The sequence below is a fragment of the Fodinibius sp. genome, assembly GCF_041642155.1.
Taxonomy (GTDB): Bacteria; Bacteroidota; Rhodothermia; order Balneolales; family Balneolaceae; genus Fodinibius.
The window spans coordinates 1-13,985 of record NZ_JBEPWZ010000061.1; the positions used below are offsets into that span (position 1 = coordinate 1).

At 45.4% G+C, this 13,985-nt stretch carries 13 protein-coding genes; 8 read left to right on the plus strand and 5 right to left on the minus strand.

Annotated elements, in window-relative coordinates:
• The coding region (locus ACESLU_RS05815) for an AMP-binding protein (RefSeq protein ID WP_372636439.1) at positions 1-1,094 on the plus strand (1,094 nt) is incomplete at its 5' end.
• Between the two features lie 227 nt (positions 1,095-1,321).
• On the opposite strand, the gene purD is transcribed toward ACESLU_RS05815, so the two are convergent.
• The 4 genes from purD to gatB form a co-directional block, all read right to left on the minus strand.
• The gene (gene purD / locus ACESLU_RS05820; RefSeq protein ID WP_372636442.1) at positions 1,322-2,608 is read right to left on the minus strand and encodes a phosphoribosylamine--glycine ligase; all 1,287 of its coding nucleotides are present in this window, start codon (positions 2,606-2,608) and stop codon (positions 1,322-1,324) included.
• A 136-nt stretch (positions 2,609-2,744) separates the two neighbouring features.
• The gene (gene tpiA, locus ACESLU_RS05825) at positions 2,745-3,518 is read right to left on the minus strand and encodes a triose-phosphate isomerase (protein ID WP_372636445.1); all 774 of its coding nucleotides are present in this window, start codon (positions 3,516-3,518) and stop codon (positions 2,745-2,747) included.
• 14 nt (positions 3,519-3,532) lie between these two features.
• Complete coding sequence (locus ACESLU_RS05830) at positions 3,533-4,870, minus strand: TlpA family protein disulfide reductase (RefSeq protein ID WP_372636448.1); 1,338 nt, start codon at positions 4,868-4,870, stop codon at positions 3,533-3,535.
• Between the two features lie 73 nt (positions 4,871-4,943).
• Positions 4,944-6,386, minus strand: a complete 1,443-nt coding sequence (gene gatB, locus ACESLU_RS05835; RefSeq protein ID WP_372636451.1) for an Asp-tRNA(Asn)/Glu-tRNA(Gln) amidotransferase subunit GatB — start codon at positions 6,384-6,386, stop codon at positions 4,944-4,946.
• A gap of 801 nt (positions 6,387-7,187) precedes the next feature.
• Between gatB and ACESLU_RS05840 the strand changes: the two genes are divergently transcribed.
• Positions 7,188-7,493 carry a hypothetical protein gene (locus ACESLU_RS05840; protein ID WP_372636454.1) on the plus strand — a complete coding sequence of 102 codons (306 nt, stop codon included), beginning with the start codon at positions 7,188-7,190 and terminating at the stop codon, positions 7,491-7,493.
• Positions 7,494-7,805: 312 nt separating this feature from the next.
• Here ACESLU_RS05840 and ACESLU_RS05845 read toward each other — a convergent pair whose 3' ends face one another.
• The gene (locus tag ACESLU_RS05845) at positions 7,806-9,071 is read right to left on the minus strand and encodes a GAF domain-containing sensor histidine kinase (RefSeq protein WP_372636457.1); all 1,266 of its coding nucleotides are present in this window, start codon (positions 9,069-9,071) and stop codon (positions 7,806-7,808) included.
• 838 nt (positions 9,072-9,909) lie between these two features.
• Between ACESLU_RS05845 and ACESLU_RS05850 the strand changes: the two genes are divergently transcribed.
• The 6 genes from ACESLU_RS05850 to ACESLU_RS05875 all read left to right on the plus strand — a co-directional run.
• Positions 9,910-10,554 (plus strand): response regulator, encoded by a 645-nt coding sequence (locus ACESLU_RS05850; RefSeq protein WP_372636460.1) that lies wholly within the window; start codon positions 9,910-9,912, stop codon positions 10,552-10,554.
• 294 nt (positions 10,555-10,848) lie between these two features.
• A complete protein-coding gene (locus tag ACESLU_RS05855; protein ID WP_372636462.1) occupies positions 10,849-11,346 on the plus strand; it encodes a PRC-barrel domain-containing protein in 498 nt (165 codons plus the stop codon).
• A gap of 5 nt (positions 11,347-11,351) precedes the next feature.
• Complete coding sequence (locus tag ACESLU_RS05860; RefSeq protein ID WP_372636465.1) at positions 11,352-11,522, plus strand: hypothetical protein; 171 nt, start codon at positions 11,352-11,354, stop codon at positions 11,520-11,522.
• A gap of 39 nt (positions 11,523-11,561) precedes the next feature.
• The gene (locus ACESLU_RS05865; protein WP_372636468.1) at positions 11,562-11,747 is read left to right on the plus strand and encodes a CsbD family protein; all 186 of its coding nucleotides are present in this window, start codon (positions 11,562-11,564) and stop codon (positions 11,745-11,747) included.
• A 146-nt stretch (positions 11,748-11,893) separates the two neighbouring features.
• Positions 11,894-12,271, plus strand: a complete 378-nt coding sequence (locus ACESLU_RS05870; protein ID WP_372636471.1) for a hypothetical protein — start codon at positions 11,894-11,896, stop codon at positions 12,269-12,271.
• A 387-nt stretch (positions 12,272-12,658) separates the two neighbouring features.
• Positions 12,659-13,985 (plus strand): metallophosphoesterase (locus ACESLU_RS05875; RefSeq protein WP_372636474.1); only part of this gene is annotated, 1,327 nt, incomplete at its 3' end.

The window sequence follows — 13,985 nt, forward strand, 5'->3', positions numbered from 1 at the left end:
ATTTTACTCCCGAAGAATGGGTAGAGAAACACAAAAAAAATATCCGGCCCGGGCAACTTTTTGGTTATTTTCATACCTCCGGCACGACGGGAACGCCCAAAATAGTACCCCTGAAACGACGTCAAATGCTGTTTTCTGCCAGGGCATCAGCCGATAACCTGCGACCCGGGAGAAATCACTTATGGCTGCTTTCCCTGCCCCTGCATCACATCGGCGGCATTTCGGTGATCCTTCGGTCCCTGCTCTACGGGTCGGGCATCTACCGCACAGACGGCTTTGAAATCGCAAAAACGGCCGAGTTGCTGCATCGGGATCCCCGATTGGCAGCAGCCTCTTTGGTTCCGACGATGCTTGGGCGCCTGATGGACAGGACTGATTTATCCATTCACGATAACTTTCAGGCGATTTTATTGGGAGGGGGACCTGTTCCCCCGTCCCTTATTGACGAGTGTTTCAACCGGGGCATTCCCATTATTTCAAGCTATGGCATGACCGAAAGCTGTGCACACATAGCGGCCAACCCCCTGGTGACGGTGGGTGATTTGAGCCGTCCCCGAAAAAGCGTAGGCAAGGTTTTTGATCCCAACCGCATTGAAATTCGAACTAAAGAAGGCGAACCCGCGGCGACCGGCGAATCGGGACAACTATGGCTCAAGGGTCCTCAGCTTTTTGACGGTTACCTGACCGGGGAAAACACTCTGCACTTTGACGGCCGGGGATGGTTTAATACCGGCGATTATGGCCATTTGAACAAGCGGAACGAACTTTTTATCGAATCGCGGCGCACGGATCTGATTATCAGCGGTGGTGAAAACATATCTCCCGCAGAGGTAGAACAAGCGCTAAAAAAAATATCCTGTATCCGGGATGCCGCCGTTGTGGGATTGCCCGATAGGAAATGGGGCCAAAAGGTAGTGGCTATCGTCGCAACCAAAGACAACAGGCCAATAGACCGCAATCATATTCAGGTAAAGCTGAAAGAAGAACTGCAATCTTTTAAAATTCCGAAAGAAATCATAAAAACAGCTTTCATTCCCCGTACAGAAACCGGCAAGATCAAGCGCGGCAAAGTGAAGAAGTTTTTTTCCGACTAATGTAAAGCAGCGATCACATCCTTTCACTCCATCCCGTCAGTAATTAATTTCGTTGCGGATTATTCAATATTTACCTGCACGTAATTCGCAACTGCCGACTCCTCTCCACCGCCACCTGCTTACTGGTTATCTTGAGACTACGGGATCCTCAACCTCCCGCTTCTAAACCAAATACTTTCTACTTCATTTTTCCTTTTTTAGGATAGAACGCTGGCAGGGTTAACATTTTAATCAATATAAGCAAGTCCCTTCGCCCCGATATCGGAACGAAAGTACTTGTTGCCAAAATTGATCTTCTTAACCTCGTTATAGGTATTTTTAATGGCTTCCGGCAGCGTGGTCCCGCCCCCGACAACATTCATTACGCGTCCCCCATCCGTCAGGATCTTTCCATTCTCCCTTCGGGTCCCGGCATGGAAAACCAGCGCATCATCCGACACGTCCTCTATTCCGGTGATTTCCTTTCCTTTTACATAGTCCAGCGGATACCCCTCCGAAGCCAGCACCACACAACAGCGATACCGGTTGTCGATCATAACATTTTTTTGATCCAGCTCTTCGTTGGCGGCGGCTTCCATCAGATCGAGAAGATCCGACTCAAGGGACGGAAGAATTGCCTGGCACTCCGGATCACCAAAACGGCAGTTGTATTCGACCACTTTGGGGCCTTCGGAGGTAATCATAAGCCCACAGTACAGGATACCTTTATAGGGATTATCATCCAGCAGCATGGCCGATATAGTCGGTAGAATAATCTCTTTTTCGATGCGCTGGAGCATACGACTGCCCAGTACCGGTGTTGGCGCGTAAGCCCCCATTCCCCCCGTATTCAAGCCCGTATCTCCTTCTCCTATCCGTTTATGATCCTGCGCATAATGAATAATCTTAGCCGTTTTACCATCCGAGATGACAAATACGGAAGCCTCCTCGCCTTTCATAAATTCTTCGACAACCAGGGTTTCGGCCGCCTCCCCGAAACGAGTGTTTTCTTTGAGCTCGCGGAGTCTCTTTTCTACCTCCTCCTCCGTTTCACAAATAAAGACACCCTTTCCGCCGGCCAGTCCGTCCGCTTTCAGTACCACGGGGTAGGTATCCCGCTTTTTGATGACGGATAACGCCTTGTCAAATTCATCCTGGGTATAAGTATCAAAATCAGCCGTGGGAATATGATTTTCTTTCATAAACTCATTGGCAAACTTCTTGCTGCCTTCCAGCTGAGCGGCCTTTTTTGAAGGACCAAATACCTTGTGTCCGTGATCTTCCAGGAAGTCAGTAATACCATTGACCAGCGGTTGTTCAGGTCCCACTACCGTCAAATCAATACCTTGGTCCTCCACAAACCTGAGAATAGCCTGGAAGTCCGAAAGCGACAGGTCGACATTCTCTCCCAGCTGTGCTGTTCCGGGATTACCCGGAGCAATATACAGGGTATCCAGTTTGTCCGATTTTGATATACTCCAGGCCATGGCGTGTTCTCGTCCGCCGCTGCCTAATAATAATACGTTTAAACCCATGTCAATCGCTTATTGTGTATATTAATTATGTGTATATTAGATTTATACATTTGGTAGTACGTTACCGGTTATGCCTTTTGGGCGGGCAAAACAGATGACCGCTCCCGCTCCAGCCTATGAAATCAATGATGACATCCTACGATGAAAGCTCGCCGGCGATTCGAATAATTTCCGTAAAACTGTCCGCTTTTAAAGACGCCCCGCCGATAAGTCCCCCGTCCACATCCGGCTGACTCAGCAGCTCTTCGGCGTTGTGGGGCTTCATGCTTCCGCCATATAAGATCCGGATGCCGTCAGCCATGTCATCGCTGTACAGATCTGCTAATACCTCCCGAACCATCTTATGCATCTCCTGCGCCTGGTCCGGGGATGCCGTTTCGCCGGTGCCAATTGCCCAAATGGGCTCGTAAGCTATAACCAACCCGCCGGCACCGTCCTCCGAAACCCCGGACAGGGCCGCCTCCACCTGTTTGCGCACAATCAGCTGATGCTCGCCCGCTTTGCGCTGCTCCAGTGATTCTCCCACACAAATTACGGGACGCAGGTCATCCGACAATGATTTTATAACTTTTGCATTGACGGTCGTGTCGGTTTCTCCGAAGTATTCGCGCCGTTCTGAGTGTCCCAGGATAACATAGTCACATTGCACTTCATTCAGCATTTGGGTGCTTACCTCGCCCGTATAGGCGCCATTGTCCTCGGAATGAACGTTCTGAGCCCCCAGCGCAACCCCTTCTGCGTCCTGCAGCTCATCTGAAGCAACAGTCAATGAAATCATGGGGGGACACACAAGCACATCCACCCGCTCAGGAATGGATACATCGCTATTTTTGATCCCATCCAGTAGTTTTTTTGTTTCTCCGGGACCGCAGTTCATTTTCCAATTTCCGGCAACTAAGAAGTTTCTCATGATATTACTATTTATTATTTGTCTTGATTGGTAATCGTTTGAAGATCTTTTATGATGTCTTGAAATTCCCTTCCCACATATTTCCGCACGATCTCCCCTTTCTCATCCACAAGAAACCGCGTCGGTATCAGTCGGATGTTAAACATTTCCAGCAGTTTTTCACGGTCGAAAGCCTGGGCGTCCGCAACCGGCCACGGTTTTATGCGTTCGTCAAAAAAAGCATCCACCGTAATCTGGCTTTCATCCAGAGGCAAGGTGACTACATTCAATCCAAAATTTTTATAAATACTGTGGATAACCACCGTTCGATCAAATTGCTCCTGGTAAAGGGGGTTGGCCAGCCGGGTGACTTCGAGAATATAAGGGTTGCCCAGCAGCGAGTCACGACTTACCGTTCCTCCCTGCTGTCTGAACTCAAAGTCCGGCAGCTGGTCGCCGGGCGAAAGATAATTCAGATCGTAGCCAATGGATTCTGCCCACTGCCGGGCAGTACTGTCAGCGGCATACTGTTCCCGGAACGCTTTCAAATCCTTCCGTGCGGCCGCTACACGGGCGCTGTCGTACAGTAGTCCTATCCGTTCCATACGGATCCGCATCTTTTGGTCGTGACCCTCGGTAATATTGGACAGCGTATCAAGGTAAGCCAATGCAGCTTCAAGTCCCTGATTCTGTGCCAGATAGTCTTTTCCATAATCCGCAGCCAGCGGAGCCAGGGCATCCCTCTCCTGTACCTTTCTGATACGCTTCATCATCTCGGTGTTATTCCATCCTTCCAGCAGTCGGACCGACTCGGCCACTGCTAATTCACCGGCTCTTGTACCTTTGTTTTCATTATAGAGGTCCATATACAGATCGCTCCATTTTGACAGCTCCTGCTGCAGGGTATCACCGCGCAGCTTGCCGGCATTTGCAAACCGGGCAATTCGCTGGAATCCACGATTCAGGTTCCCAAGTTGGCGCATGGCATCGTGTTCCTGCGAGGAGACGGTCAGTGTCTGCTCTATATCAGGGAACCGACCGCTGATTTCAACCGAATCATCCTCAGCTAATATTATGGCAAAACGTACTACATTCCGTCCATTACGGCTGATAAATGCCGAATATTGTTTCTTCTCCGAAAAAGAAGCCTCCCCGGAAAAGGCTCCGTCAGAATCAGTCGCCGCATGGAAGAGCGTATCCGGGGCTGCTTCAACTGAATCTTCCAGGATAATAGTGACATCGACCGGCAGTAAATTGCCGGGCTGTCCGGCAGAATCCGCAATTGAAAAATGACCACTGACCACGGCCTGTTTTTTTCGATCATCGGAAGAACATCCCCAGCCGATAAGCGCGATAAGGATGAAAACAGGCAAACGATTTTTACACATACACGAGTGCTAAAATATTGTTGTTTTGCTCTTAAACAAATAACAGAAATACCGGGGGCTAATCCAGACGTTCGCTGATGAGCTTCCGAACCAGCTGTGGATTGGCCTTCCCCTTAGACTGCTGCATCACCTGCCCGATAAAAAAGCCGATCAATCCTTTTTTTCCATCCCGATACCGGGCTACTTCATCCGGATGGCTGTCGATTACCTCATCCACGATAGGCTCTATGAAACCGGTGTCGGACACCTGCATCAAGTTCATCTCTTTGGCCAGTTCTTCGGCTGGTTTGTCTTCTTCGAGCATAGCGTCAAAAACTTCCGTCATGGCTGAAGAATTGATTTTATCCTCTTCACGCAGCTTTACGAGTCCCGCCAGGCGCTTTGCCGAAATAGAAAACGCATCAATAGCAATACTGCGTTCATTCAGCACCCGCAGCACCTCCGACAGGATGATATTTGACACCGCCTTGGGACTACCTGCGTGATCTACTACGTTTTCAAAGTAATCAGCCAGATAACGATCCTCCGTCAGCGTTTGAGCGTCTTCCTCGCTCATATCAAACTCCTGTCTAAAGCGCTGCTGTCTGACATCCGGCATTTCAGGTAAGCTCTCCCTGATCTCCGAAAGCATCTCATCGGTCACAACCACCGGAGGGATATCGGGCTCGGGAAAATAGCGGTAATCGTGCGCTTCTTCTTTGGAGCGCATCGTGCGCGTTTCCATTTTATTGGCATCCCATAAAAGTGTTTGCTGAATGACTTCTCCACCCGACTCAATCAAGTCAATCTGCCGGTCAATCTCAAAGGCAATTGCCCGCTCCACATTGCGAAAAGAGTTCATATTCTTAAGCTCCGTCCGCGTCCCGAATTTTTCACGCCCCCGGGGTCGAACGGAAACATTCGCATCACAGCGGAGGCTCCCCTCTTCCATGTTGCCGTCGCAAATTTCAAGATACTGCACGATCTGTTTGATGCGCTTTAAATATTCATAGGCTTCCTGAGGGGTACGAAGATCCGGCTCCGAGACAATCTCAATAAGCGGCACCCCCGAACGGTTAAGGTCGATAAGCGTATTAAAGGGATCCTGGTCATGGATAGACTTGCCTGCGTCCTCTTCCATATGGATACGCGTTATGCCGATATCTTTGGTATAGCCGTCCAGCTTTATGGTAATATTTCCACTGTGGCAGATGGGCGTTTCGTACTGCGAAATCTGGTATCCCTTGGGCAAGTCGGGATAGAAATAATTTTTGCGGGCAAATATCGATTTTCGTGCAATGTCACAATGGGTAGCCAATCCCATTTTTATGATATAGCGCACCAGGTTTTCATTCAGCACCGGCAGGGTACCCGGGTGCCCCAGGCACAAAGGAGTAACCTGCGTATTGGGAGAACCTCCAAATTCTGTGGATACAGGTGCAAATGCTTTACTTTCTGTTAACAACTGGGCGTGAACCTCCAGGCCGATAACCGCTTCAAAATTTGAATTCGAGCTGCTCATGGATAACAATTTATTACCGATTCAGTTAGAAGGCAAAAGATATTAAACCTGTGGGACATTTATTAGTCTATTTTAAAGGGAATATAAAATATGAAATCCCCCGTTCTCATTATATATCTGTTTACAGGGGCAGATACCCTGCCACAACGGTAGTCAAAGAACACAGGGTCCGGTCGAATTGGAAAAAAGGTTTTTAACAACCTGTTATCTTAGGTAACCGCTCGACTAAAATAATAGACGAGGACTTTGAAAACCCAGCCCCGAAGCATCGGGAAATATCAAAGCCCGGGCGTATTCAAAACCGTAGTATAATGACCCGGATTAGTCACCAGGAATCTGGTCGTAAACGAGGCGAAGTGCAACGGCTCAATTTCGCAGCTCTTTGCGACGGCACTCAAAATTGAGCTATACGTAATGTTCGATATGTCAAACAATATTAATGGCTTAATTTTTACTATTTCATGAATAATACGGGGTAAGCATATGTGAGAATATTGAATGCGCGAAAATGCAGGGATTGGACAAAAATACGGTTTACCAAAGTCCTAAAGACATAATACGATGCAGCAGGAACTACATATTTTGGAAGAAGAGACGAATCTATTTTGGGGCATTATCATATTGGTATGTACCGCCGGCGGAACATACTTACTGGCCGGCACTTTTATGTCCATGAACTGGAACATATTGAATTTCCGTCAATTTATGGCCGTTCTTTTATTTCTCGTTAGCTTTTGGGCAATCTTCAGAATTTCTGAACCACTTTATCATTTTATCTTTCGTTTTAAGGGGGATATCCTTGTGATTGACATATACAAAGGTTCATTACATTTCGATTCGCACAGGATAGCTGCCGACCATATCGAAGCCCTCAAGTTTGCCCCGGATACACCCCGGTCCAGAAAAGAGGCGCTGTTCGACTTTTCGAGAACTTATCAACTGATGTGGAAGAAGAAAAATGATACCCGTTTTCAAAAAATGCTATTCATTGAATCCTCCCGTTTCACCCTTAAAGTGAACGATATCGCCAAAATCATGCGATTTATCCGCGACCGCGTGCCCGGTGTTCGCATCCCCCCCGAACAGGAGTCCTATTTCAATCTTTAGTATTTCTTTTAGTCATGATCTAATAGAAGCTATCTATCAGCAGATGAGGTATTATCAATTAACAACTACGGATAATTAGAGATACCTTTATAACGCAGTTTGAAACCGGATAGAAAGGAAGATTAAGATGGAATTAAAGAAGTAAACAAGAAAAAAGAAATTATTTTCAAATAAAGTAAAAAGTCCTTCGTTAACACAACCAGTTTGACAAACATAACCTGCTAAGGATTTCCCTTATCATAATCCCTAAAGGCGGCGTACCTGGAATATCGGACGCCGCCTTCTTTTTTTCTCTATAATCAGGCCTTCCCGTCAGTCCGTCTCCGTTTCTTCATCTCCTCTTAATTTTTCCAGCGGCAATGTAATCGTTACCCGGGCCCCTGCTGCTTTCTCCCCGGAAAAATCTTCCATACTGAAGGTGCCGCCCAGCAAATCCATGCGATGTTTCATAATTCGCAGCCCCTTCCCATTAGTTTGTTGTTTATTTGATATCCCACTCCCATCATCTGTTACCTGCAGCATCAGATTGTCATCCGATTTCCGTACGATAACTGAAATATTCTCCGCTTCTCCATGCATCACTGCATTTTTAATGGCTTCCTGTACCACATGGTACAAATGAGTAGCCATCTTCCTGTTTTTAATTTGAGTCACAATTTTGTTCATCTTCAGCACGCAGTTGATGTCGTATAATTTTTGAGTCTGCCGCATAAGAAAATGAAACGCATATTCCACGCCCTCCTTTTCAATATCTACGGGAATGATATCATGCGTTAAATTGCGAATTCCCTCTATTCCCTTGTCTATAATTGAATTTAATGTAACAATCTGATCCGCTATCCCGGTATCATTTTGTCTCAGTTTATTCTCGATATCATGGATGATAATTTTAGCTGAAGCCAACGTCTGCCCGAGATTATCATGGAGGTATCCTCCCAGCTCCCAGCGCTCTATGATATTATTTTTTAAAATATCTTTTTGATATTGCCGGCTTCGCTTCATCTCCTCTCTGAGCTGAGCATTTGTCTTTTCCAACCTTTTTTGGGCCTGTTTTCGTTCTATGGCCATTCCAACAATATTGGCAGCCATCTGGATAAAATTAAGCTCGCTTTCTAAAAACGACCGCTTTTCAATGGTATAAGATCCAAACACACCGTAGGTGTCTTCCGCCCCCCGGATTGCAACAAGAATACTACTCTTAAAATCACGGTGTTTTAAAATAGGAGAGATTGCAAATCGACTTTCTTCAGCGTAATCAATCACATGAACCGGTTTTCGGGATTGTAATGCATAGCTCAGGTCCCATTTCGAATCATTATTGATTTTTAATGATTTACATTCACAACCGGTCTCGGCTGCAACCTTGAGCGTATCTTGTTTGGAGTTTAGTTGTGCTATAACCGTGCTTTCTACTTCCAGATTCATACAAGTTTGCTGAACAGCCCGGTGCATAATCGCCTTAAGGTCATCCTGCTCTAATGCATATACCCCCAATACCGCCAGTGACTCCTGATAACGCTGCTGTTTAATTGCTTCTGTTTCTGCATCAGTTCGAGTCTTTCCTTGTTCTCCTTTCATAATATATTTGGACAATGAGCCCGGATTTTTCGATAAAAAACTGGTTTACCTGCCGGGATTCTTACCATGTGGCTGATTGAAGGCGCCAACCACTGGAAAGATAGCCCGGCAGGCGTAAAATTTACGACCTGACCTCCTCCCGTTATTTGTTGGAAGGTATAACATCAGGCACTTTTTTCCTATGTCAATACCTTATAATACATCCATATTTTTTTTAAAAAAGTATGGTTCGGAGTAGTTAATACCCGTATGTTATATTTTTAGAAGGCTTTTAACAAACCAGGAATTTTAGTCCATATTAAAGCCTGATCGTATTCAAAAACCACCCCGTATAAGGCATTTGTGAGGATGTTGAATGCGCTAATATGCAGAGATTGGCCAAAAAGATCGGTTTTGAAAAGCCTTCTATTATAAAATAATATTAATGGTCGGTATTCAATATGCAACGGAGAACTTAAAAATGTTCTTTCAATAGACCCGCAGAAAAGCAAAAGATTGCAGGGTGGGAAAAAGATAACCCAACCTGAAATCTTCCAGACATACACAGCATTATGTAATAATTTTTCATTTTAATCATAATTTTTTTTTGACATTCATTTTCAGGGGGAACATTTTATACTACAGGTACTTTAACAAAGAGAGGGGTTAAAAATGTTATCAGTGTCATGCATAAATAAACACGGAAATGATCCGGTACCAAATCAAGGATTACAGCTGCGTTTAACGGCCCCCTCTACAACCGAGACGTGACACCGAATATTACGATCAACAAATTGTTATCAGTTTTTTAACTGCTGATATGCACAGACCGCCATTTTAAACTTACGGGGTACATCTTATGATTAATGCCATCATTGCCGACGATCATCCATTAATGCGGGAAGGAGTAAAAAAGGTTATTGACAACGAAATGGGGGTTCAGGTGGCCGGAGAATCTTCAGATGGCAGAGAGTTGCTTTCTATGCTCGACGATTCACCTTTGCCGGATATTGTTATTCTCGATATTACCATGCCGGGAAAAAGTGGTATGGATCTCATAAAAGATATTAAGAATTTATACCCTTCATTACCCATTCTCATTCTTAGTATTCATCCGGAGGAGCGATTTGCCATACGTGCTCTCAAAGCCGGTGCTGAAGGCTATATTTGCAAATCCAGCATATCAAAAAAACTGGTCAAGGCAATTAAAAAAATCGTGATCGAAAAAAGAAAGTATATTACCGAAGAGGCGGCCGAGCAACTGGCACTTCAGGTAGATCAAAGTCGCCCCAATGGCCAGCCCCTTCACGAATCGCTTTCTGATCGCGAGTTCGAGGTTTTGTGTATGATTGCTGCAGGACAAGGTGTGGCTGAAATCGCAGAGGAACTTTCCCTGAGTCCACATACGGTTCATACTTATCGCTCGCGTATAAAGGAGAAGATGAACCTGGCTACAAATGTAGAAATGACTCGGTACGCTATTGCAAACGATTTGATTCAGTAGGTAATTCTGCTGTCTTCCCTGTACGTTGGTCCGTATTTTTCACCAATCGCAAAATAGAACTACGCTAAGCCGCCCGATGAAAGGACTACGGGTATTTGAAAAATAGCCGGGCGTTAGTCACTATCCACACTACTGTATATTTTTTACAAAGTAATGTAGCAAAATTGTCTACGTAAATATCACAGATCGTTCTATTTGCTCTTTATTCGACCTTTGATAAAATAGGTATGAAAAATAACAAGGCCACCTGAAACGATGGTCGTGTCCAGCAATTAGATATAATAATTAAATATTATGCAAAATCTCCTCAATCCTGCCAAAAACCTGAAAAAACCACTGCAAGAAGAGCAAGACCGTAGTCAACAAGTGGAAGAAATAGATGCGCTTGATGAAGAAATCATCGTGAAATTACGGAACGCACTGGCATCTCATGCGATCGGTGCAGAAATACAAAATCATAAAGGAGAATATTTAGGTCGAATAAAAAAAATTACCTTTGATGATAAAAATAAACTTCAGTATATCATCGTGCACTGTACCAGTTTCTTCGGGGGAGGGAATCGATATTTCGCTATACCGGCATTTTCCGGCCTTCTGGAACTCTCCAAAGAGGGAGAAGTGGTACTGAAGGTTGACAAAAATGACCTGAAACTGGCCAAAGGCATTTCCGCTGATAAATGTCCCCCGCCAAACTTGCCCTTCGGGCCCTCCATCTATGAACTCTACAATTACAACGACTCCACGGGGCAAAAGCCTGGAATGCAACAACCAATAAACAGAAAATACAACTGATTTTTATGAGCTCAATAAAATTTGAAGGTGAAATACCCGGAGATAGGAATAAAAAAGATCAAGCTTATGCTATCGACAATCCCGAGGATATGACCATAGAAGAGTTAATGGAAAGTATTCGACGTAAAATCCGGCGTATCCAACAATCGAAACAATCCGGTACTCGCAGCACCTAAACATCCAATCACTCTAACCGAAAAAAAAGGTAATTACCTATGGATAAATTAAACATCAAAGGCAGCTGGAACGAAAAAAAAGGAAAACTAAAACAGAAATATGCAGAACTGACGGACGACGACCTGACCTATGCCGAGGGCAAAGAAGATGAATTGATCGGCCGTATTCAGCAGCGGCTGGGGACGTCCAGAGAAAAAGCCCGGGAAATTATTCGCAATGCCTGACAATATAAACTAATAATTATGTATAAAAAGAGGCGCCTGACTTCCTATCATTCCCGAGTAGGCTAAAGCGCATAAAGCCCCAGCCGCTACGTTTAACCTGGCTGGGGCTTTCTACTTTTAATCCTAAATCATACATATCACATGCTATGGACATCACACTGCCAATAGTAAAAGTAAACGGTAAATCCGCGCGGGGACAAGCTCATATTCAGCCTGGGGTTAACAACTGGATTGGTGTTTGCGTTGTAAGAAATCATCTACTGCCACAGCACAACCTAAAAGACAAAGGGTTCACCGTTGAATTTGAAGGTCCCTTCAATTCAGGAGAGGAATGTATAAACGGTAAGGGTAAAGCAAAAGTGCTGCACGTCTCCCCGTCAAAACAAAAAAACCGTGTAATCATTACCATCGAGGGCGTTGGAGAACCCCTGCTTGAAAAAAAATTGAAGAAAGAGTTGAGATTCAGTTATGATGAAAATTTACCAGTCTATTTGAACTCCTACAAAAAGCGTCCTGAGCTTTAAGAAACCGTATTTAAGACCTCCCCCTCCACACGGGACCGTGCCCCCCCTCCAACCCAGTATTCCGTTTCCATCCGCTGTATGAGGAAATTGCCCTTCTGTATACTGAACAGTAACAGAGGCATCCCGGTGCCCTCTGTTCCATCCAGATATAATTTTAAAACTGTAGCTTGTTAAATACATTTTTTTCGTTTATTGTTTTAAGCGGGAAGCATCCTTGTTTAAGGAAGCAACTAAAATGGAATTTGCGGGGAACAACGTCATAGTTTGCTTTTTGGTATCTCTTTCTATTTCTGTACGTGATCTCAAAAAATTAACCTTCTTAAACGGGATGCTATATCAAAAGGGGATTATCAAAAATTTTTCACCTTATATTTCAGAATTCAGAATATGGCTACCGACAAACCCTCGAGTCCCGAACGGGATAGTAATGAGTTATTGGGATTCGAAAGACAACGGATGGTTGACTGGTATAGCCCCTCCCAATTAGCTCAAACCGGTTTGCGTACCATTATTTCTGCGGTATTTGGCGACTATGCCGACAAGAGAGAGATGCAGGCAGCCCTGCAGCTTACCAACGAGATACAACCGGTCGAGGATTTTTCAGATCGTTCATCCGTATGGATTGACTATGTATCGGATATAGGTTCCGGCTGGGATTCATCCTATTCCGTTGCCTACCTGATTGGCCGGAAGAAATTAATGGTCAGCGACAGCGCGGGAAAAAACCACCTCCTGCCCCGGGCGAATATACTGGTGATGGGAGGGGACGAAGTGTATCCCACTGCCACCTGGAAGGAATACAAAAACAGGCTTGTTGCGCCCTATCGGTGTTCCCTGCCCTATGTTGAAGAATCCCCCCCCGCGTTATACGCCATTCCGGGGAATCACGACTGGTACGACGGACTTTCCAGTTTTATCAAGATGTTTTGTCAGCAGCGATGGATTGGCGGGTGGCAAACCAAACAGACGCGTAGCTATTTTGCCACACGGCTCCCGCACGACTGGTGGCTGTGGGGCATCGATATACAACTCTGTGCAGATATCGATAAAACGCAAATCGATTATTTTGATAAAATCTATGAACAGGCCTCCCCGGGCGATGACGTTATTCTGTGCACAGCCGAGCCTGCCTGGACCTATCAGGAATATCAGCAGGATGATAAACCCTACAGGAATCTCAAGTTCTTCCAGGAGCGATATTCCAAAAAAGAAGACAAGCAGCTGAATTTCCGGCTGTTACTGGCAGGCGATCTGCACCATTACACCAGTTTTAAAAAGGAGAATGAAGCGGATCCCGATTGGAAAATAACAGCCGGCGGAGGCGGCGCGTTCTTGCACCCGACCCATCAAGTCCCCGACCGGCTTCAATTGGAATCGGGAACATTTACAAGGAGCACTTCTTTTCCCGATGAAACCACCTCACGAAAGCTTGCATGGAATAATCTCAAGTTCCCGTTCATTAATAGAAGATTCGGGTTTTTCTTTGCCGTAATCTATCTTCTTTTTACCTGGTTAACGGCAGTCAGTACAACGGCGGAGACGGATACTTCGTTTTTCGAGGCCCTTTCAGCATTATCAATCAGCCAAGCAGCCGAAGCACTCCAGCTCTACAAAAATCTATTGTTCTATAATCCTGAAATATCCTTCCTGCTTCTGATTATTTTTTCCGGCATCCTGGCCTTTGCCGATAAAAATCGAAAAGAGAATATCACCT